The sequence below is a fragment of the Streptomyces sp. NPDC087270 genome, from assembly GCF_044744625.1.
In the GTDB taxonomy this organism is placed as follows: Bacteria; Actinomycetota; Actinomycetes; order Streptomycetales; family Streptomycetaceae; genus Actinacidiphila.
On the sequence record NZ_JBIUYR010000014.1, the window covers coordinates 70,467 to 90,113 of the forward strand.

The 19,647-nt window shown below is 73.3% G+C and carries 22 protein-coding genes; 11 read left to right on the forward strand and 11 right to left on the reverse strand.

Annotation, left to right across the window (positions count from 1 at the left end; all coding sequences use genetic code 11):
* Positions 1–7 precede the first annotated feature (7 nt).
* From ACIPAE_RS26240 to ACIPAE_RS26250, 3 genes are read right to left on the reverse strand one after another with little or no spacing between them, the layout of a single operon-like run.
* Complete coding sequence (locus ACIPAE_RS26240; RefSeq protein WP_366410707.1) at positions 8–268, reverse strand: DUF3817 domain-containing protein; 261 nt, start codon at positions 266–268, stop codon at positions 8–10.
* Positions 265–732: a DUF2269 family protein gene (locus ACIPAE_RS26245; protein WP_329373673.1), complete on the reverse strand. Its 468-nt coding sequence runs from the start codon at positions 730–732 to the stop codon at positions 265–267. Before ACIPAE_RS26245 ends, ACIPAE_RS26240 begins: the two co-directional genes overlap by 4 nt.
* Complete coding sequence (locus ACIPAE_RS26250) at positions 729–893, reverse strand: hypothetical protein (RefSeq protein WP_402448337.1); 165 nt, start codon at positions 891–893, stop codon at positions 729–731. The genes ACIPAE_RS26245 and ACIPAE_RS26250 overlap by 4 nt, the downstream gene beginning before the upstream one ends.
* 231 nt (positions 894–1,124) lie before the next feature.
* Between ACIPAE_RS26250 and ACIPAE_RS26255 the strand changes: the two genes are divergently transcribed.
* From ACIPAE_RS26255 to ACIPAE_RS26265, 3 genes are all read left to right on the forward strand, one after another.
* On the forward strand, positions 1,125–2,072 hold the full coding sequence (locus ACIPAE_RS26255; protein WP_329362321.1) for a helix-turn-helix domain-containing protein: 948 nt from the start codon (positions 1,125–1,127) through the stop codon (positions 2,070–2,072).
* 81 nt (positions 2,073–2,153) lie between these two features.
* Positions 2,154–2,390, forward strand: coding sequence for a hypothetical protein (locus ACIPAE_RS26260; RefSeq protein WP_329362323.1), 237 nt, complete (start codon positions 2,154–2,156; stop codon positions 2,388–2,390).
* A gap of 78 nt (positions 2,391–2,468) precedes the next feature.
* The gene (locus ACIPAE_RS26265) at positions 2,469–3,104 is read left to right on the forward strand and encodes a class I SAM-dependent methyltransferase (RefSeq protein WP_402448339.1); all 636 of its coding nucleotides are present in this window, start codon (positions 2,469–2,471) and stop codon (positions 3,102–3,104) included.
* A 48-nt stretch (positions 3,105–3,152) separates the two neighbouring features.
* On the opposite strand, the gene ACIPAE_RS26270 is transcribed toward ACIPAE_RS26265, so the two are convergent.
* Positions 3,153–3,650 (reverse strand): signal peptidase II, encoded by a 498-nt coding sequence (locus ACIPAE_RS26270; RefSeq protein ID WP_328472361.1) that lies wholly within the window; start codon positions 3,648–3,650, stop codon positions 3,153–3,155.
* Positions 3,651–3,924: 274 nt separating this feature from the next.
* Here ACIPAE_RS26270 and ACIPAE_RS26275 point away from each other — a divergent pair, with 274 nt between their 5' ends.
* The 4 genes from ACIPAE_RS26275 to ACIPAE_RS26290 all read left to right on the forward strand — a co-directional run bounded on the left by ACIPAE_RS26275 (position 3,925) and on the right by ACIPAE_RS26290 (position 9,892).
* Positions 3,925–4,827 (forward strand): GNAT family N-acetyltransferase, encoded by a 903-nt coding sequence (locus ACIPAE_RS26275; RefSeq protein WP_402448341.1) that lies wholly within the window; start codon positions 3,925–3,927, stop codon positions 4,825–4,827.
* A gap of 306 nt (positions 4,828–5,133) precedes the next feature.
* Positions 5,134–6,504, forward strand: coding sequence for a glycine betaine/L-proline ABC transporter ATP-binding protein (locus ACIPAE_RS26280; RefSeq protein WP_402448343.1), 1,371 nt, complete (start codon positions 5,134–5,136; stop codon positions 6,502–6,504).
* Entirely contained in the window at positions 6,497–9,121 is a 2,625-nt protein-coding gene (locus tag ACIPAE_RS26285) for an ABC transporter permease/substrate binding protein (RefSeq protein WP_329362332.1), read from the forward strand. The genes ACIPAE_RS26280 and ACIPAE_RS26285 overlap by 8 nt, the downstream gene beginning before the upstream one ends.
* Before the next feature lie 207 nt (positions 9,122–9,328).
* Positions 9,329–9,892, forward strand: coding sequence for a hypothetical protein (locus ACIPAE_RS26290; RefSeq protein ID WP_402448346.1), 564 nt, complete (start codon positions 9,329–9,331; stop codon positions 9,890–9,892).
* A 132-nt stretch (positions 9,893–10,024) separates the two neighbouring features.
* On the opposite strand, the gene ACIPAE_RS26295 is transcribed toward ACIPAE_RS26290, so the two are convergent.
* The 3 genes from ACIPAE_RS26295 to ACIPAE_RS26305 all read right to left on the reverse strand — a co-directional run bounded on the left by ACIPAE_RS26295 (position 10,025) and on the right by ACIPAE_RS26305 (position 12,606).
* On the reverse strand, positions 10,025–10,714 hold the full coding sequence (locus ACIPAE_RS26295; RefSeq protein ID WP_366410747.1) for a response regulator transcription factor: 690 nt from the start codon (positions 10,712–10,714) through the stop codon (positions 10,025–10,027).
* 101 nt (positions 10,715–10,815) lie between these two features.
* The gene (locus ACIPAE_RS26300) at positions 10,816–11,979 is read right to left on the reverse strand and encodes a histidine kinase (RefSeq protein WP_366410699.1); all 1,164 of its coding nucleotides are present in this window, start codon (positions 11,977–11,979) and stop codon (positions 10,816–10,818) included.
* Between the two features lie 54 nt (positions 11,980–12,033).
* Positions 12,034–12,606 (reverse strand): hypothetical protein, encoded by a 573-nt coding sequence (locus ACIPAE_RS26305; protein ID WP_402448347.1) that lies wholly within the window; start codon positions 12,604–12,606, stop codon positions 12,034–12,036.
* A gap of 420 nt (positions 12,607–13,026) precedes the next feature.
* Here ACIPAE_RS26305 and dhaK point away from each other — a divergent pair, with 420 nt between their 5' ends.
* The 3 genes from dhaK to ACIPAE_RS26320 all read left to right on the forward strand — a co-directional run bounded on the left by dhaK (position 13,027) and on the right by ACIPAE_RS26320 (position 15,210).
* The gene (gene dhaK / locus ACIPAE_RS26310; RefSeq protein WP_328472347.1) at positions 13,027–14,019 is read left to right on the forward strand and encodes a dihydroxyacetone kinase subunit DhaK; all 993 of its coding nucleotides are present in this window, start codon (positions 13,027–13,029) and stop codon (positions 14,017–14,019) included.
* Between the two features lie 82 nt (positions 14,020–14,101).
* Positions 14,102–14,779 carry a dihydroxyacetone kinase subunit DhaL gene (dhaL, locus tag ACIPAE_RS26315; protein ID WP_329362341.1) on the forward strand — a complete coding sequence of 226 codons (678 nt, stop codon included), beginning with the start codon at positions 14,102–14,104 and terminating at the stop codon, positions 14,777–14,779.
* Positions 14,776–15,210 carry a PTS fructose transporter subunit IIA gene (locus ACIPAE_RS26320; protein ID WP_329362343.1) on the forward strand — a complete coding sequence of 145 codons (435 nt, stop codon included), beginning with the start codon at positions 14,776–14,778 and terminating at the stop codon, positions 15,208–15,210. The genes dhaL and ACIPAE_RS26320 overlap by 4 nt, the downstream gene beginning before the upstream one ends.
* A gap of 95 nt (positions 15,211–15,305) precedes the next feature.
* On the opposite strand, the gene ACIPAE_RS26325 is transcribed toward ACIPAE_RS26320, so the two are convergent.
* On the reverse strand, positions 15,306–15,593 hold the full coding sequence (locus ACIPAE_RS26325; protein ID WP_329362345.1) for a hypothetical protein: 288 nt from the start codon (positions 15,591–15,593) through the stop codon (positions 15,306–15,308).
* Positions 15,594–15,738: 145 nt separating this feature from the next.
* On the reverse strand, positions 15,739–16,278 hold the full coding sequence (locus ACIPAE_RS26330; protein WP_402448352.1) for an NUDIX hydrolase: 540 nt from the start codon (positions 16,276–16,278) through the stop codon (positions 15,739–15,741).
* Between the two features lie 192 nt (positions 16,279–16,470).
* Here ACIPAE_RS26330 and ACIPAE_RS26335 point away from each other — a divergent pair, with 192 nt between their 5' ends.
* A complete protein-coding gene (locus ACIPAE_RS26335) occupies positions 16,471–17,865 on the forward strand; it encodes an O-antigen ligase family protein (RefSeq protein WP_402448355.1) in 1,395 nt (464 codons plus the stop codon).
* A 252-nt stretch (positions 17,866–18,117) separates the two neighbouring features.
* On the opposite strand, the gene ACIPAE_RS26340 is transcribed toward ACIPAE_RS26335, so the two are convergent.
* Positions 18,118–18,684, reverse strand: a complete 567-nt coding sequence (locus ACIPAE_RS26340; protein ID WP_328472322.1) for a hypothetical protein — start codon at positions 18,682–18,684, stop codon at positions 18,118–18,120.
* Positions 18,685–18,730: 46 nt separating this feature from the next.
* Positions 18,731–19,486, reverse strand: coding sequence for an aspartate/glutamate racemase family protein (locus tag ACIPAE_RS26345; protein WP_329362352.1), 756 nt, complete (start codon positions 19,484–19,486; stop codon positions 18,731–18,733).
* Positions 19,487–19,647: the final 161 nt, after the last annotated feature.

A 19,647-nucleotide genomic window follows, 5' to 3' on the forward strand; every position in this document is an offset into this window, starting at 1 on the left:
CGCCGCGTCACCCCGCGGCGTGCGCGAGCCGCCGCAGTGCGAGCAGGCCGCCGACGCCGGGCACGAACGCGACGGCCCTGGTCGTGCCGCCGGCCGCCCGCAGGCGCCAGGTCGTGACCACCACGAACAGGTACGCGCAGCCGTGGGTGGGACCGACCAGCGAGGAGACCGGCTGGAGGTGGGCGGTGGCGAGGTTCGCCAACAGGACCGCCAGCGAGACCAGTTCGACGTGCGCGGCGATACGCAGGGACCGTGGACGCATCCTCATGCCCCCGTCGTGGAACCGGGGCGGACGATCATCAGCACGGTGACCGTGGCCCACAGCAGGTTGAACACGCCGGTGAGCGAGGCGAGCCGGCCGGCGACCCGGGTGACCGGGCCGGGTTCGGCGTCCTCGGCGGCATCGAGCGCGCGGTCCTGGGCGGGCAGGATCAGCAGCGCCAGGACCGCGGCGGCCGCCGCCGTCAGCAGGATCGACGCGATCAGCCAACCTGTCCCCAGGACGCCCAGGCTGCCGGCGGTGGCGAAGCCGAGGACGGGGACGGCGACGCCGATCGCGGCGTACACGCGGCAGATGCGGTGCAGCATCCGCAGGGTCGTCACGGCCTGGTCGTCGCGCGGTTCGCCGTGGGCGGCCCGCAGCGCGCGGGGGAACATGCTCGCGGCGACGGTGACCGGCCCGATGCACAGCAGCGCCGCCAGGACGTGCAGGGAGAGGAAGACCTTCGTCACGGCCGGCGTCCCATGCTCCCGGCGGCCGTGGTCGTGGCCTTGGTCGTGGCCTTGGTCGTGGCCTTGGCCTTGGTCGTGGCCGCGCGAGGGCATCCGGCGGCTGAGCCGTCGGTCAGGGCGAGGGAGCCCGCGGGGGGCGGCAGGTCGATCAGGACGTGCATGGAACTTCCTTCAGGAGCAGGTGCTTCGGGATCAAGTGGCCGGCCGGCGCCGGTTCGCCTCCGACGCTAGGGGCCGCCCGGCCGCCACCCCAGTGGCACGAACGACACCTTTCAACGGAAAATCGCCAACGGCCGTGCGAGAGGCGGGAAGACCGGCTGAACTGCACTCCTGCTCCACTCCGGGAGCGGGGTCCCGGATCAGACTGCCCGGCGGGGAGGTACCTTCTGGACATGCACACCGTCGCCGTACTCGCGCTGGACCAGGTGATCCCCTTCGACCTGTCCACGCCGCTGGAGGTGTTCGCCCGTACCCGGCTGCCCGACGGGCGTACGGCCTACCAGGTACGCGTCTGCGCCGAGCGGCCCCAGGTCGACGCCGGCACCTTCACCCTGACCGCGCCCTGGGCCCTGGACGCGCTGGCCGCCGCCGACACGATCATCGTGCCCGGCACCGCCGACCCCGCGGCGCCGATCAGCCCCGCCGTCCGCGACGCGCTGCGCGCCGCCGCGAAGAACGGCACCCGGATCGCCTCCCTCTGCACCGGGGCCTTCCCGCTCGCCGCGACCGGCCTGCTGGACGGCCTGCGCGCGACCACGCACTGGGTGGCCGCCGATCTGCTGGCCGCCACCCACCCGCAGATCGAGGTGGACCCCGACGTCCTCTACGTCGACAACGGGCAGATCCTCACCTCGGCGGGCGCGGCCGCCGGCCTGGACCTGTGCCTGCACATGATCCGCTCCGACTACGGTTCCGCCGTCGCCGCCGACGCCGCGCGGCTGTCCGTGGTGCCGCTCGAACGCGAGGGCGGCCAGGCGCAGTTCATCGTGCACCCGCACACGCCCACGCCGCAGGGCTCCGCGCTCGAACCGCTGCTCGGCTGGCTCCAGGAGGACCTGGGGCGCGAGCTGACCCTCGCCGACATCGCCGCGCGGGCCGGCCTGAGCACCCGCACCCTGATCCGGCGGTTCCGCGACCAGACCGGCGTCACCCCGCTCCAGTGGCTCCACCGGGCCCGGGTCCGGCAGGCCCAGCACCTGCTGGAGACCACCGCGCACTCCGTCGAACGCATCGGCGCCCAGGTCGGGTTCGGGTCGCCCACCGCCTTCCGCGACCGCTTCAAGCGCACGACCGGCGTCAGCCCCCAGGCGTACCGCCGCGCCTTCGGCCCGCTGCCCTGACCGCCCGGCGCGCACGTGGTCGGCCCCGGGTCGTTACCGGGTCGACATGCACACGTGGCGCCGCATGGGCAGGCTGGGGGCATGGACGAGGAACGCGGAACTCAGGTCATCGTGGAACCGCCGGCCCCCGCCGGCCGCCGGATACGGGTCGGCCGGGAGACGCTCGGACTCGCCCGCAGCCCCGGTGACCTGCTGGAGTTCCTTCGCCGCGCGGGCCTCGACCCGGACGCGGTCAGCCTCGACGACCCCGAGCTGTTCGTGTGGCACGGCGGCGGCCCGGACGTCTGGACCGCCCCGGACGACGCCTCGAACGGCTGACGGCTCCCCGATCCCGTCGTGGAACGACCCGCGCCGAGCGCCTTTTCCGGCCCGCGCCGCGCGATCTACGCTGTGCCGATGATCGATGCGCGGCAGATGCCGACCACCGCGGGCTACGCCGAAGCCGCCGAGACGCTCGCCGGGCAGTACGAGAGCGTGTCCTTCGCCGACGTCCATCGCGACACGCTGCACCTGCTGCCGACCCGGCCGGCCACGGTCCTGGACATCGGCGCGGGCAGCGGCCGAGACGCCGCCGCGCTGGCCGCGCTGGGGCACCGGGTCGTCGCCGTCGAACCGACCGCGGAACTGCGCGCCCTGGGCCGGAAGATCCATGCCGACCAGGACATCGAGTGGGTCGACGACGCGCTGCCCGGCCTCCCGGCGCTGCGCGGGCGCGGCGACGGACCCGAGCGGCGCTTCGAGCTGATCCTGCTGACCGCGGTGTGGATGCATCTCGACGCGGGCCAGCGGACGGCGGCGATGGGAGCGCTCGCCGGCCTGCTCGCCGCCGAGGGGCAGGTCGTGCTGTCGCTGCGGCACGGCCCGGTCCCGGCGGGCCGGCGCATGTTCGACGTCTCGGCGGACGAGACGGTCCGGCTCGGCCGCGACCACGGTCTGCGCCGGGTCCACCGCAGCGAGCGGCCGGACCCGCACGGCCGCCCCGGGGTGTCGTGGAGTCACCTGGTCCTGCGCCGCGGAGCGGCCGGCAGGTGATCCGGCCCGAACCGGCCCCGGTCCAGGGCCGGTTCGGCGGGACGAGGGTCAGTGCGCCGGGCCGGGCGCCCGCATCGGGACCCCGCGGAAGGTCTGCACCAGGATCGTCAGCGCGCCGAAGGTCACGCACTGGTCGGCGAGGTTGAAGATCCCGGAGTGACCGATCTGGATGAAGTCCAGCACGGCGCCGCGGCCGAACCCGGGGTGGCGGAAGAGCCGGTCGGCGAGGTTGCCGCCGGCGCCGGCGAAGAGCAGCCCGAGCCCGACCGCCCAGCCGACCGAGCGCACGGACGAGGACGCCCAGGTGATGAAGGAGAGCACGCCGACGGCCAGCACCGTGAAGACGAGGGTGGCGTGCGGGGCGAAGGACCCGGCCGCGCCGGAGTTGCGGAAGGCGGTGAAGGTCACGCCGCCGCCCAGCGCGTGCACCGGCTGCTTGCCCTCCACGGCCACCGCGGCGACGGCCTTCGTCACCTGGTCCACCGCGAGTCCGGCCGCGGCCGTGATCCACAGCGCCCGCCGCGGCCTCCCCATGCTGCCCGCCATCGGCCGCCTCCCCGTCCTCCCGCGTCCATGCCCATGCAATGGCTGAACGTTCACCTTTCCCGCAGCCTACGCCCGACCGCCCGCCACCCCGCCGGGCGCCCGATCCCATCCCGAGCCCGACCCGACCCCGAGCCAATTCCCGCCACCGTGCCCGACCCGATTCCCGCCACCGCGTCCGACCCTGCGCCCGTATCCCGCACCCGATCCCCACCGGCACCCCCACCCGCCCCGTCCGCCCCTGTCCCGACACCGATTCTCTGACTAGAGTCAGAGAATGGATACGGCGCAGATCGACCAGGTGCGACGGTTCAACCGCACCGTCACCGAACGCGTGGGCGTGCTCCACGACCGCTACCTCGGCCGCGACCGGCCCGTGGGCGAGGCCCGGCTGCTGTGGCAGATCGGCGAGCAGGGCCAGGACGTACGCCGGCTGCGGGACCGGCTCGGGCTCGACTCCGGGTACGTCAGCAGGCTGCTGCGCGCCCTGGAGGCCGACGGCCTGGTGACCGTGGAGCCGGCACCCGGCGACCGGCGGGTGCGGGCCGTACGGCTCACCGACGCGGGCCGGGCCGAGCGCGCCGCGCTCGACGACCGCAGCGACGAGCTGGCCGGCTCCCTCCTGGCGCCGCTCAACCCCGCGCAGCGGGCCCGGCTGACCGCGGCGATGGCCGACGTCGAGCGGCTGCTGACCGCCGCGACCGTCACCCTGGAGCCCGTCGAGCCGGGGCACCCCGACGCCGAGCACTGCCTGCGGGCGTACTTCGCGGAGATGGACGAGCGCTTCGAGGGCGGCTTCGACCCCGCGGCGAGCCTGCTGCCCGACGCGGGCGACCTGCGCCCGCCGCGCGGCGTCTTCCTGATCGCCCGGCTGTACGGCGAGCCGGTCGGCTGCGCCGGCCTGAAGCTGCCGGCCGGCGCCCCCGCCGAGATCAAGCGCATGTGGGTCGCGCCGGACGCCCGCCGGCTCGGCCTCGGCCGCAGGTTCCTCGCCGAACTGGAGGCCCGGGCCGCCGCCGACGGCCGCACCGCGCTGCGGCTGGACACCAACAGGACCCTCGACGCGGCGATCAGGCTCTACCACTCCTGTGGTTTCCACGAGGTGCCCGCGTTCAACGACGAGCCCTACGCCCACCACTGGTTCGAGAAGCGGATCACAGCGACCCCACAGAATCGCTAACACTGAGTCAAGATCGGGTCAACAGTTCCCACCCTGCGGATCGATGTCATAAGGGGCACGATCCGGTCACGATAAACGGCCACTTATATACGTACACAATCAGACAAACAGGACGGTCTTCGACGATCTTGTTTGCGCTGCGTAGGGCACGGGGTAGGCGGCGACCCGAACCCGGAGGTCCGTCTCCTGGCGGCGGTTGCCGCTGCCAGGACACTCGGGTCGCTGCCGGATAGCTTCGATGTGAACTCATTGGCCGGTATGCGACGGCCTCTGGTTCCGTCCTGTCCCCTGCCCCGAAAGGCAAACGTGTCACAGCTCGTCATCGAGCACGTATTCAAGGTCTTCGGCCGCAAGCCGAAGGAAGGCATTCGTCGGCTTCAGGAGGGGGCCGACCGTGCGGAACTGAGAGAGGAGGGGACGACCGCGGCGGTGATCGACGCCTCCTTCGACGTGGAGCAGGGCGAGATCTTCGTCGTCATGGGTCTGTCCGGCTCGGGCAAGTCCACGCTGCTGCGCATGCTGAACGGTCTGCTGGAGCCCACCTCGGGCAGGGTGCTGTTCGACGGCCAGGACCTCACGGGCCTGTCCGCGAAGGCCCTGCGCGACCTGCGCTCCCGCAAGATCAGCATGGTCTTCCAGCACTTCGCGCTCTTCCCGCACCGCAGCGTCCTGGAGAACGCCGCCTACGGCCTGGAGGTCCAGGGCCGGCCGGCGAAGGAGCGCGAGGAGAAGGCGGCCGAGGCGCTGTCGATGGTCGGCCTGGACGGCTGGGAGAAGTCCTGGCCGGACGAGCTGTCCGGCGGCATGCAGCAGCGGGTCGGCCTGGCCCGCGCGCTCGCCACCGACGCCGACCTGCTGCTGATGGACGAGTCCTTCTCCGCGCTGGACCCACTGATCCGCCGCGACATGCAGGACCAGCTGCTGGAGCTCCAGCAGCGGCTGCGCAAGACGATCGTCTTCATCACCCACGACCTCAACGAGGCGATGCGGCTCGGCGACCGGATCGCGGTGATGCGCGACGGCCGGATCGTCCAGATCGGCACCGCGGAGGACATCCTCACCGACCCGGCCAACGACTACGTGGCCAGCTTCGTGCAGGACGTCGACCGCTCCCGGGTGCTGACCGCGGCCTCGATCATGGAGGAGCCGCGGGTGATGGTGAGCCCCAACGACGGCCCGCGCGCCGCCATGCGCGCGCTGCGCACCGACCAGGCGTCCGCCGCCTTCGTCGTCGAACGCGGCCGCAAGCTGGTCGGCACCGTCACCGAGGTGCGTGTCACCGAGGCGCTGCGCAAGGCCGAGGGCACCATGCGCGACCTGATGGACACCGACTGCGTCACCACGCACGCGGACGCGCCGCTGTCCGAACTGCTCACCCCCGCCTCGCAGTCGAAGCTGCCGCTCGCGGTGCTCGACGACAACGGCCGGCTGACCGGCGTCATCCCCCGGGTGACGCTGCTCGCCGCGCTCGGCGAGGGCCTGGAGGACACCGGCAGCCACCGCCTGCCCGACTTCCCGACGCTGGACGACGCCGTCCCGAGCGGCGGCGATCCAGGCGGACCCGGTGGACCGGGCAGTCCGGGCGGCCCTGACGGCCCGGGCGGCCTCGGCGGTCCTGACGGCGGCGGCAACGGTGACGGCGGCGACGCCGAGGGCAAGGAGGCGACCCGTGCCTAGGCTCCACTTCGGCGACTGGGCCGAGGACGTCGTCCACTGGCTCACCCACCACCTGTCCTGGCTCTTCAACTTCATCAGCCATGTCGTCAACGGCATGTACAACGGCGTGGAGTGGGCGCTCGGCGGCCCGTCGCCGCTGCTGATGGCCGCGATCCTCGCGGTGCTCGCGCTGTGGATGCGCGGGCTGACCGCCGGCGTCCTGGCCTTCGTCGGCTTCGCGCTCATCGACTCCGTCGCCCAGTGGGACGAGGCGATGGAGTCGCTGTCCCTGGTGGTCGTCTCGGCGGTGGTCGCGCTGGCGCTCGCGGTGCCGCTGGGCATCTGGGCCGCCCGGCGCCGCACGGCGAGCGTGCTGATCCGGCCGGTGCTGGACGTCATGCAGACGCTGCCGGCGTTCGTCTACCTGATCCCGGCGATCATCTTCTTCAGCCTCGGCACGGTGCCCGCCGTCATCGCCACCATCGTCTTCGCGATGCCGGTCGGCGTGCGCATGACCGAGCTGGGCATCCGGCAGGTCGACCCGGAACTGGTCGAGGCCGCGGAGGCGTTCGGCACGCCGCCGTCCCGCACCCTGCTGCGGGTGCAGTTGCCGCTGGCGCTGCCGACCATCATGGCCGGCGTCAACCAGGTCATCATGCTGGCGCTGTCCATGGTCGTCATCGGCGGCATGGTCGGCGCGGACGGCCTCGGCTCGACCGTCTTCGGCGCGATCAGCCAGGTGAACATCGGCCTCGGCTTCGAGGGCGGCATATCCGTGGTGGTGCTCGCCATCTACCTGGACCGGATCACCGGTGCCCTCGGCGACCAGGTGTCGCCGCTGGGCCGCCGCGCCCTGGCGCGCGCCCGCAGCGCCACCCAGGGCTTCTCGGTGCTGCGCTACCGGCCGCGCCCGGCCGTCGGCCTGTCCGCGGTGGTCATCCTCGCGCTGGTCGCGGGCGGCATCGGGGTGTTCTCGGACAACGGCGGCAGCTCGACTCCGACCGCGTCCACGAACGTCGGCAAGGGACAGTCGGTCAAGATCGGCTCCTTCAACTGGGACGAGTCGATCGCCTCGGCGAACCTCTGGAAGGAAGTCCTCGACGAGCGCGGCTACAAGGCGCAGGTCAACACCTACGACCCCGGCGCCGCCTTCACCGGACTGGCCAGCGGCAACTTCGACTACCTCACCGACGCCTGGCTGCCCACCACGCACGCCTCGTACATGAAGCAGTACGGCAGCAGCTACACCGACCTCGGCAAGTGGTACGACCAGACCTCCCTGGAGGTCTCGGTCCCGTCCTACGTCAAGGGCGTCAAGACCATGGCCGACCTCAAGGGCAAGTCGGCCGAGTTCGGCGGCAAGATCATCGGCATCGAGCCCGGCGCCGGCGAGATGAAACTGCTCAGCTCCAAGGTCCTCCCCGGCTACGGACTCGACAAGGAGTACAAGCTCGTCGCCAGCTCCACCGCCGGCATGCTCGCCGAACTCCAGCGCGACTACGACCAGAAGAAGCCCGTCGCCGTCGTCCTGTGGTCCCCGCACTGGGCCTACAGCAAGTACGACCTCACCAAGCTCAGCGACCCCAAGGGCCTGTGGGGCGCGAGCGACTCCATCCACAACATCGCCAACAAGAACAGCGCGAAGAAGCTCCCGCAGGTCAGCTCGTGGATGAAGAACTTCCACATGACCGAGGAGCAGCTGAGCTCGCTGGAGGCCGACATCCAGGCCGCCGGGCAGGGCAAGACCGCCGACGGCGTCAAGAAGTGGATGAAGGCCAACCCCGGCGTGGTCGACAAGATGGCACCGGTGGCCGGAGCCTCCGCCACGAACGTCGGCAAGGGCCAGTCGGTGAAGATCGGCGACTTCAACTGGGACGAGTCGATCGCCTCGGCGAACCTGTGGAAGGAAGTCCTCGACGAGCGCGGTTACAAGGCGTCGGTCAACACCTACGACCCGGGCGCCGCGTACACCGGACTCGCCAGCGGCAACATCGACTACATGACCGACACCTGGCTACCGACCACGCACGCCTCGTACATGAAGCAGTACGGCAGCCATCTGGACGACCTGGGCCCGTGGTACGACAAGACCTCGCTCGAGGTCTCCGTGCCCTCCTACGTCAAGGGCGTCAAGACGATGGCGGACCTCAAGGGCAAGTCGGCCGAGTTCGGCGGCAAGATCATCGGCATCGAACCCGGCGCCGGCGAGATGAAGATCCTCAGCTCCAAGGTCCTCCCCGGCTACGGGCTCGACAAGGAGTACAAGCTCGTCGCCAGCTCCACCGCCGGCATGCTCGCCGAACTCCAGCGCGACTACGACCAGAAGAAGCCCGTCGCCGTCGTCCTGTGGTCCCCGCACTGGGCCTACAGCAAGTACGACCTCACCAAACTCGGCGACCCCAAGGGCCTGTGGGGCAAGGGCGACTCGATCCACAGCGTCGCCAACAAGAACAGCGCGAAGAAGCTCCCCCAGGTCACCACGTGGATGAAGGACTTCCACATGACCGAGCCGCAACTCGCCTCCCTGGAGGCCGACATCCAGTCGGCGGGCCAGGGGCAGACCACGGCGGGGGTGAAGAAGTGGATGGCCGACAACCCGGACATCGTCGACACGATGGCACCGGTAAGCGCGAGCTGACGCCACCACCCGCACGCGGCGACTGACCCGCGGCTGCCGAACCCGCGGGAAGCGAAGGGCCGGGGACACGGAAACCGTGTCCCCGGCCCTTCGTGTCGCCGTCTCCACCCGAACCTCCACCCACGGGACCAGGTACTTCGCCCGCCATGGCGGGAGAGTCGCTCTCGGCACCACGGGAACACCGTCGAGGCGAAGGAGTGCGAGGTCATGACCGACATGGAGCAGGCGCTGGCGATCAGCGGGGGCATCTTCGGGCTGATGCTGCTGACGCAGTACGGCCGCAGGAAGTACGACCGGCACAAGGTCCTGATGCCGCTGGTGTCGGTCTCGGTGATCGGCTACTTCTACCTCAGGGGCGCGCCCACCCACACCGTCGACCTGGTGGTCTACCTGGTGGGTGCCGCGGTCGGGGTGGTGTGCGGTGGCATCGCGACGCTCACCACCGGGGTGGAGCGGGACCGGGGCTCGGGCCGGGTGTACACGCGGTGCGGCGCCGGGTTCGTCGCCATCTGGTCCGTGGTGGTGGCGCTGCGGGTGGCGTTCATCTACCTCAGCGAGCACGACGCCTGGTTCCGCGGCCACCTGGTCACGTTCATGACGGACCACCGCATCGTCGAGGACGCCATCGCGCCGTTCTTCGTCCTGATGGCGCTGGCCATGGTGCTCAGCCGGGTGCTGCTGGTACTGGCCCGGGTGCGGGCGCTGCCGCCGGCCGAGGGCACCGCTCCCGCGGTGGACGGCCGCCCCGCGGCGGCCCCGCGCGTCGGCTGACACCCGGCCGCCGGCCGCCGGCAACCGGCAACCGGTCGGACAGCGCCCGGTCGGCAGCCACTCAGCGGCAGGTCAGCGGCCGGTCAGCCGGGCAAAGGGCGACAGGGAAGCCGTCAGCCGCGATCCCGCACCTCATCCACGGGCCTTCACCAGCCCGTGGATGAACGCGTACTGCACGGCGTGCGCCCGGTCGCGCAGATGCGCCTTCGCGAAGAGGTTGTTGATGTGGGTCTTCACCGTGGCCTCGCTGACCACCAGGCGTTCGGCGATACCGCGGTTGGTCAGGCCCTCGCCGATGAGGGTGAGCACCTCGACCTCCCTGGGCGTGAGGTCTGGTGCGAGGCCGGCGATCGGCGCCTCGGCCGGGGCCGCGCTCTTGACGGCGGCCGCGAGCAACCGCTCCTGGACCGCCGGGTCGAGGACGGCCTGCCCGGCCGCGGCGGCCCGCACCGCGCGGGCGATGTCCTGGCGGCCGGACTCCTTGGTCAGATAGCCGCGGGCCCCGGCGCCGAGCGCGGCGAGGATGTACTGCTCGTCGGCCAGCGTGGTGAGCACCACCACCGCGACGTCGGGAAAGCGCTCGGTGACCAGCCGGGTGGCCTCGACGCCGTCCATCCGCGGCATGTTGAGGTCCATGAGGATCACGTCGGGGGCGTGCTCGTCCGCGGCCGCCACGGCCTCCGCGCCGTCCCGCGCCGTGGCCACGACCTCCAGGCCCGGCTGCAGGTCGAGCACCACCGCGAGCGCCTCGCGGATCGCGGTCTGGTCGTCGGCGACGACCACCCGCACCGTGTGCTCGCCGTCCGCCCCGAGCGCCTCCACCCCGTACCCCCTCACGTCCCGCCGGTCCACATCGTGCCCGTTCCCGTCGTACCCGTTCCCGGTGTGCCCGTTCCCGGTGTGCCCGTCCGCCTCGCGCTCGCTCACGCCGGTATCACCACGCGTACCCGCCATCCTCCCGCGTCGTCGCCGTCCACGATCGGGCCGGCCGTCACCGTGCCTCCCACCAGTTCGACGCGCTCGCGCATCCCGACGAGTCCCATGCCGCTCCCGGCACCGGCCAGCGGCCGGGAACCGTCCGGGGGCGCGGAGTTCACCACCTCGAAGGTGGTCTCCTCCGTGCCGTACCCCAGGCGCAGCCGGACCGGCGCGCCAGGTGCGTACTTGTGCGCGTTGGTCAGCGCCTCCTGGGCGCAGCGCACGATCACCTGGGCGGGCCGGACGGGCAGTTCGTGCGGCGATCCGTCGAGGGTCAGCGTACCGGTGCCCGGGCTGGAGCCGAGCATGGAGCGCAGCGTCTCCAGCAGCGGCAGCGCGTCCTCCCGCAGGTCGCGGACCGTGCGCTGGACCTCGGTCAGTCCCGCGCGGACCAGGCTCTGCGCCCGCTGGGCGGCCTGCCGGGCCTCGTCCACCGCGCCGGCCTCCAACAGCGCGTCGGTGACCTCCAGTTGCATGTTGACGCCGGCCAGCGAGTGGGCGAGCACGTCGTGCACGTCGCGGGCGATACGGGCGCGCTCGGCCAGCGCCTCGGCACGGGCCTCGGAGCGCGAGGCCAGCTCCGCCTGCTCGGCGGCGGCCCGCGCCGAGCTGAGCGCGTCGGCCTGCGAACGGTTGGAGATGCCGAACAGCACGCTGACGCCGGTCAACGCGCCCAGGTACCACGACACATGGCCGTAGGCGCTGCCGACCGGGAAGAGCAGCACGCTCGCGCACAGCACGCTGGTGAGCACCGCGAAGGCCAGTGCCCGCTGCTGCGCGAGGCGGAACCCGGCGTGGCCGGCCGCGTAGAACGCGAACAGCGACGCCGCTCCGGAGTGGTCCTGGCTCATCAGGGCGGCCGCGCTGACCGCCGCGGCGCCCAGCACCGCCGTCTGCGGACCGGGCGGCAGCACTCCCACGGGGATCAACCGGGTGCACAGCAGCACCGAGTTCACGACGAGCAGGCACAGGACCGCGAGTCCGGTGCCGGACGTCCCGATCGGGTTCACCAGCACCGCGCACACCGCGATGCCGGTGGCGGTGGTGAAGAACTGGAAGAGGTGGTTGTCCTCCGTGAACCAGCGGATCACGGCTCGGAGTCGATGCACTGGAGCTCTTTTCCCGTGGTCGGCCGGTCAGCCGGTAACGGTTCGGGGCGAAAACTACCAGCGCCCCCGCCCATCGCGACAACCGGAGGCGCCCCGGCTGGTGCCGTGACCCTGGCGATCCCCCGGCTCCCGGTGAGCCGGACTGTGCCCGCCGTGGTCCTCCGCCCCCGCGGGCCGGGCGCGGGTCGCCCGGAACAGCACCACCAGCGACTCGGCCAGCACGCCGAGGCCGACCGAGAGCAGCACACCCTGGTCGGCGGCGCGCCCGGACGCGGCCGCCACCGCACGACCGGCCGACGACAGCGCCACCTGCGACGCCGCCCCCAGCAGCCACAGCAGCAGTGAACCGGCCCCGTACCGCATCGATCGCGCGCCGTCCCGTGTCCCCAGGCGTACGGTCAGCCCGCGGGCCAGCCCGACGGCCACGCCCAGCAGGCAGCTCGCCGCGATCAGGGCGACCGTCGCCCCGCCCGCCGGCCGGGCGTCGCGGACCGTGACCAGCCCCAGCACGCCGAGCACCACCGGCGCCGCCAGCACCGGACCGGCCTCCAGGGCCTCCCCGATGATCCGGCGGGCGAGGACGTAGCCGACGCCGCTCACGAGCAAGACGATGTTCAGGGCACTCATCCCGCCCCTTTCCCGCCACGTGCTTCCGCCGGCGTTCCGCTGATACCGGCACGCTACGGACCACCGCCGTTCGGTCGCTCCACCCCAGGGTGGAGATCCGGGTGGAGATCCACGTGGAAGGCCCAGGTGGAGGTCCAGGTGGGAGGTCCGCGCGGGGGTGGGGTACGACCACGCCGTGACGTTTCTCGATCATCGGCGGATACTGGGGGGTATGAACTGCCCGCCCGGACGAGTGGCCTCGACCCCGGGCTCCCGCGTACCGGGGGCGCGTCCCGCCCGCCGGCACCCGGTCGGCGGAAGCGCCGCGCCGCGCCCTCGCGCAGCACCGCGGGCCGCCGCCGTCGAGAACTCTGGACACAGCCTCTGACCTGCTACGACACAGGCGGTTGCCCTGGCTGCCGGCCTGGCGAGGAGATTCCCGTGAAGATGCTGATCAACGTACCGGAGAACGTGGTCCCGGACGCGCTGCGGGGCTTCGCGGCGGTGCACACCGATCTGACCGTCGACGTGGAGCGCCGGGTGATCGTCCGCCGCGGGGCGCCCTACGACGGGCAGGTCGGGCTGGTGTCGGGCGGCGGGTCGGGGCACGAACCGCTGCACGGCGGTTTCGTCGGGCGCGGCATGCTCACGGCCGCCTGCCCGGGCGAGGTCTTCACCTCTCCGGTGCCGGACCAGATGGTGCGGGCCGCGGCGGCGGTGGACAGCGGCGCGGGCGTGCTGTTCATCGTGAAGAACTACACCGGCGACGTGCTCAACTTCGACATGGCCGCCGAACTCGCCGAGGACGAGGGCGTCCAGGTGGCGAAGGTGCTGGTCAACGACGACGTGGCGGTGACCGACAGCCTCTACACGGCCGGCCGGCGCGGCACCGGGGCCACCTTGTTCGTCGAGAAGCTGGCGGGCGCGGCGGCCGACGAGGGCGCGCCGCTGGACCGGGTCGCGGGCATCGCCCACCGGGTCAACGAGGTGTCCCGCAGTTTCGGGGTGGCGCTCAGCGCGTGCAGTACCCCCGCGAAGGGCGGCCCGACCTTCGACCTGCCCGAGGGCGAGCTGGAGCTGGGCGTCGGCATCCACGGCGAGCCGGGCCGGGAGCGCCGCGCCATGATGACCTCGGGCGAGATCGCCGACGTGGCGGTGGACGCCGTGGTCGAGGACCTGCACCCCGACGCGCCGGTGCTGCTGCTGGTCAACGGGATGGGCGCCACTCCGCTGCTGGAGCTGTACGGCTTCGCGGCCGAGGTGCACCGGGTGCTGGCCGCCCGCAAGGTCTCGGTGGCCCGTACGCTCGTCGGCAACTACGTGACCTCGCTCGACATGGCGGGCGCCTCGGTGACGATCTGCCAGGCCGACGAGGAGCTGCTGCGGCTGTGGGACGCGCCCGTGTCGACCCCGGCGTTGCGCTGGGGCTGCTGACCGCGGTCCCCGGCCGCCGCCGGGTGCGCGGGCGCGCACCGCGCGCCGTGCCGCTTCGACCACCCGTGGAAAGGCACACCGTATGAACGCCGTCCCCGAACAGCCCGACCAGCCCGCCGACATAGACGCGGCCCTGCTGCTGCGATGGCTCGACACGGCGACGTCCGTGATCGAGCGGGAGGCCGCCCACCTCACCGAACTGGACTCCCCGATCGGCGACGCCGACCACGGCAACAACATGCGCCGCGGTTTCCTCGCCGCGCGCGCCGCACTTCAGCAGGAGCCGCCGGACACCCCCGGCGGGGTACTGGTCGCGGTGGGACGGCAGCTGATCAGCACCGTCGGCGGCGCGTCGGGCCCGCTGTACGGCACGCTGCTGCGGCGTACCGGCAAGGCGCTCGGCGACGCGCCGGCGGTGACCGCGGCGGAACTGCGCGACGCGCTGAAGGCCGGGGTGGACGCCCTGGCGCAGCTCGGCGGCGCGGTGCCGGAGGACAAGACGATGGTGGACGCGCTGGTGCCGGCGCTCGACGCGTTCACGGCGGCGCTCGACGCGGGCGAGGGCACCGCCGATGCGCTGAGCGCCACGGCGCGGGCGGCGGGGGAAGGCGCCGCAGCAACGATTCCGCTGCGCGCCCGCAAGGGCCGGGCGAGTTATCTGGGCGACCGCAGCATCGGCCACCAGGACCCGGGCGCGACCTCCTCGGCCCTCCTGCTCACCGCGCTCGCCGACACCGCACGGGAGGCGTCCTCCTCATGACCGGCAGCACGGACAGCACCACCGGAGACCGTACGCAGGCGCTGGTCGGGATCGTGCTGGTCTCGCACAGCGCGGCGGCCGCGAACGCCGTCGCGGATCTGGCGTCCGCACTCACCGGCGGCGACGAGGTGCCGCTGATGCCGGCCGGCGGCGGGCCCGACGGCGGCCTCGGCACCAGCTCCGACCTGATCTCCTCGGCCGCGCGCACCGTCGACCAGGGTGCGGGCGTGGCGGTGCTCGCCGACCTCGGCAGCGCGGTGCTGACGGTGAAGGCGCTGCTGGCCGACGACGAACTCCCGCCCGGCGCCCGCCTGGTGGACGCCCCCTTCCTCGAAGGGGCGGTCGCCGCCGTCGTCACCGCGTCCACGGGCGCGGACATCGACGCGGTCGCGGCGGCAGCGGCGGAGGCGTACACCTACCGCAAGGTCTAGGGCCTGGACCGGACGCAGCCGCGAGTCCCCGCGCTCCGCGAAGGAGCGCGGGGAGCCCGCGGCCTGGCCTCGCGGCCTCCCGCGTGGGCGGTCGGTCAGCGGCCGTAGGTCAGCAGGTGGCGGACCATCCGGCAGGTGATATCGGACGGCGGGTGCACGCCTATCCGCTCGGCGGTGCGGCGAATCCGTCCGTTCCCGGCGTGAGCCGCTTCGTAGACCCCCGAGTCGAGCAGGGCGATGGTCAGGCGCATGGTCTTCAGGCGGCGGTTGTGGGCGACGTACCACTCGCGGGGCAGGCCCGCGGGCAGCGGCTTCTTCGGCAGTGCGACGACGGGCGCGGATGTGTGTCGGCGTGTATCCAGGGGCAGTACGGCAGCGGCCATCGGCTTCCTCCTGAGGCGTCGGCCAACCCTCTCGAACACTGTCGATTTTACCGCCAAGCACTGACAAAGCGGCCTGGCCAGGAGGGGGTTGGCCCGACCCGGTCGACATGTCCACGCCGGCCGCGGTCCGATGGTCGTACCGGGGTCACGGAGCCCGGTGACCGTCACCGTCGAGCGCGGGGGCGGGTGCGGGCGCGGGCGCAGGGGCGGGTGCGGGTGCGGGGGCGAACCACGTCGGCTCCTCGCGCAGCGCCGACTCGATCCGGCCGCGGGCGATCGGCCCGAGCGGCGGCAGCTCGTCCAGCGCGAACCACCGCACGTCCAGCGACTCGTCGTCGTTGACCCGGGCCTCGCCGCCGACCGCCCGGCAGCGCAGCACGATGTCGATGTACTGGGCGTGGTCGCCGTTGTCGTACACCACCGGCTCGTTGGTGAAGACGCTGAGCACCCGCTCCACCACCGCGGACACCCCGGTCTCCTCCTGGATCTCCCGCACCGCGCTCTCGGCGGGCTGCTCGCCGGGGTCGGGGATACCGCTGATCAGCGCCCAACGGCCGGTGTCCGTGCGACGGTTGAGCAGCACCCTGCCGCGGTCGTCGAAGACCACCATGACCACGCCGGGCAGCAGGAGGAGAACGTTCCCCGCCTTTTCGCGGATGTCCTGGATGAACTGGGGAGTCGCCATGCCCCGAGCCTACGAGATGAAAGGTGAACGCCACATCAGCACCAGGTTTCACAAGCTCGACGAGCTTCCTGTGCGACATATCCACAGGGCGGGCCCTCACCCGTTACGGTGATCCGGACAACAGCGCCCACGCGGGGAACGCGGGCACGGGGTACCCCGTCGCGCCCGGGTGGTGGCGGCAGGGGGTCGGGGATGGACACGACGGCCGGCGGCGCGCCGGAAGCGGCGCGCGGGGCCCGCGCGGCGGAGGCCGGCCCGCGCCGCGCCGGTTCGCACGAGGACGACCGGGCGGCCGACGGTACGCCCGAGGACGACCCGGACGGGAGCGCGAGCGGCAGCACGGCCGCGGACGGCACCGGCTCCGCACTGTTTCCCGACCTCGGCGACACGGGTGACACCGGCGGCATCGGCCACAGCGCTGGGTCCCCGCCGCGGCCGGTCCGGCCGGCACGGCCGCCGTCCGGCGGCGGGGCGGTCGACGCGGCGGGGATGGTCGTCCTGGCCTGCTGCGCGGTGTGGGTGATGGTCTGCGCCGGCGGCCGCGAGGCCAGGCCGGAAGGCGCGCTGCTGGCGCTGCTCGCGGTCACCGCCGGATACGCCGCGGGCCGGGTGCTCGGGGCGATGCTGCCGACGCTGACCCTCACCGTCGGCGCGGTGACCGTGCTGGCGCTGGTGCTGGGCCCGGCCCACCGGCTGTCCGGGGGCGCGAGCGCGCCGCCGCTGGGCTACCCCAACGCGGACGCGGCGCTGCTCGTCCTGGCCGCCGGGGCGGCGTGCTGCGCGGCGTGGGGCGTCCCCGACACGGTGTGGCGCGTCCCGTCGGTGGTGTGGCAGGCGCTGCTGCGGCTGCTGGCGATGGCGGCCGCGGTGGCGGCGCTGGTACTGGGGTCGTCGGCGGGCTTCGCGGCGGGCATGGCGGTCGTGCTGTGCTCGCTGGCCGCGGCCCGGATGCGGCACCGGCTGATCGGCCTGGTCGGGCTAGCGCTGGCCGCGGCGCTGGCGGTCGGCGGAAGCTACGCGGTCGCGGTCGACGCGGCGCCCGGCGGGCTGTCCGAGTCGCTGACCGGGCAGCTCACCCAGCCGCGCGTCGCGCTGTGGCACGAGGCCGTGCACCTCGCCGGACGCCATCCGCTGCGCGGCGTCGGGCCGGGACGCTTCGCCGAGGAGAGCACCCCGCTGCCCTCCGACACGCCCACCGCCGAGACCCCGCAGTCCGCGCCGTTCCAACTCGCCGCGGAGCAGGGAGTGCCGGGGGTGGCGCTGCTCGGCGGCGCCTACCTGTGGACGCTGTGCGCGCTGTGGCGCTCCCCGCGGTCGACGCCCGCGGTGCTGACCGCGGCCGCGACGCTGACCGGGCTCGGGCTGCTCGCGGCCGTGGACCACGTGCTCAGCTACACCGCGGTCACGGCCGCGGCGGGGCTGCTGGCGGGGCTGGCCACCTCGCGGCCGCTCCCGGCCCAGGCGCCGGCACCCGCACCGAAGCCCGGCCCGAGGTCCGGCCCGAAGCAGCCCATGCGGAAGCCCGCCCCGCGTTCTGGCGCGGAACGGGCTTCCTCGCCGGCTTCCGGGTCGGCGCCGGACCGTTGACGATCGGGGTACCGAGGCGCGGCTGCGGGCTCAACGGGCGGCGGTGGGGCCCTGTGGATCGCGCGGCGCGGCGCGCCGGTACCCGCACCGAAGCCCAGCCCGAAGCCCGGCCCAAGGTCCAGTCCGAGGTCCGGCCCGAAGCAGCCCATGCGGAAGCCCGCCCCGCGTTCTGGCGCGGAACGGGCTTCCTCGCCGGCTTCCGGGTCGGCGCCGGACCTTTGACGATCGGGGTACCGAGGCGCGGCTGCGGGCTCAACGGGCGGCGGTGGGGCCCTGCGGATCGCGCGGCGCGGCGGACAGGCCGAGCATCTCGCGGATGGCGCGCACCGCGCCTTCCGCGTCGTCGACGGTGACGGTGAACCACCGGCCGCCGCCGAGGTCGATCACGATGCCGGGCCCGCGGCGCACCACCACGGCGGTGCCCTTCTCCGGCCGCCAGCGGTAGCCCCAGCCGCCCCAGGCGCGCGGGCTGATCACCGGGGCCAGCCGGGCGCCGCTGACCTCGCCCATCGGGATACGGCGGCGCGGCACCCCGATGTGGCCGCAGCGCACCTGAACCGCGTCACGGTCGACGCGCACATGGACGTGGGTGAAGGCGACGGTGCCGAACAGGACGAGCAGTCCGACGGCGAGGCACCCCACCACCGACATCACGAGCGGGACGAGGCTCGCGGTGGGGCCTGGGCCCTCCACTGCGAGCGAGATGCCGAGCGCCACACAGGCGGCGCCCACGGCAGCGGGAACCCACTGCATACGGTTGCTGGCCCGGCCCGTCCACACCTGGGACGCGCCGGTCTCCGGCCGGGGAGCGTGCGTCATGCCCCGAAGCGTACCCATCCGCGGGGCGCGTGGCATCGTGCCGGGGTCAAGCCGTGGCGGGCGTCACGGCGAGTCCCGCGCCCTGCGGGTAGGTGAGGGCGGCGGCCGGGAGGGGGGCCGAGCGGCCGCTGAGGATCACCTCGACGGTGCCGCCGCCCGGGGTGTCGGCCACCCTGCGCAGGGCCTGGGCCGCCACGGCGTCGGCGGAGCCGTACAGTTCGGCGCCGGGCACGGCGGCGGAGATGCGGTCGACGACCAGTTCGTAATGGGTGCATCCCAGGACGACGGCACTTACACCCGACGGAGTGAGGGCCGCCGCGGCGGCGACCGCCGCGTCGATGGCGTCCGTGTCGGCGTTCTGCACGGCGTCGGCCAGTCCCGGACAGGGCACTTCGGTGATCCGAGCGCCGTTGCCGAACTCGGCGATCAGGCCGCGCTGGTAGCTGCTGCCCGTCGTCGAGGGGGTGGCCCAGATCGCCACGGCGCGGTGGGCCGCCGCCGCGGGCTTGATCGCCGGCACGGTGCCCACGATCGGCAGCCCCGGCTCGAACGCCGCCCGCAGCGCGGGCAGCGCGTGCACCGACGCGGTGTTGCACGCCACGATCAGCCCGTCCAGCCCGTGCGCCGCCGCGGCCCGCGCGCACTCCAGCGCCCGCGCGGCCATGTCGTCCACCGGCCTCGGACCCCACGGCATGCCCTCCGGGTCCGACGCGAGCACCAGGTCCGCGTCCGCCCGCATCCGCCGCACCGCCGCGGCGGCGGCCAGCAGCCCGATTCCCGAATCCACCAAACCGATCTTCACGCCGCCACTTTAGTTCCCCCGGGCCCGGGGCGCCGTGCTCTCCGGGCCGGCCCGGATCTGCGGGCGGAGCCGCACGAACGAGGGGCGCGGGGAACCGCCCGAGCAACCGACCACCGACAGGTGGTCCCGGAACCGACAGGACCCGGCAGGGCGGGCGGGTC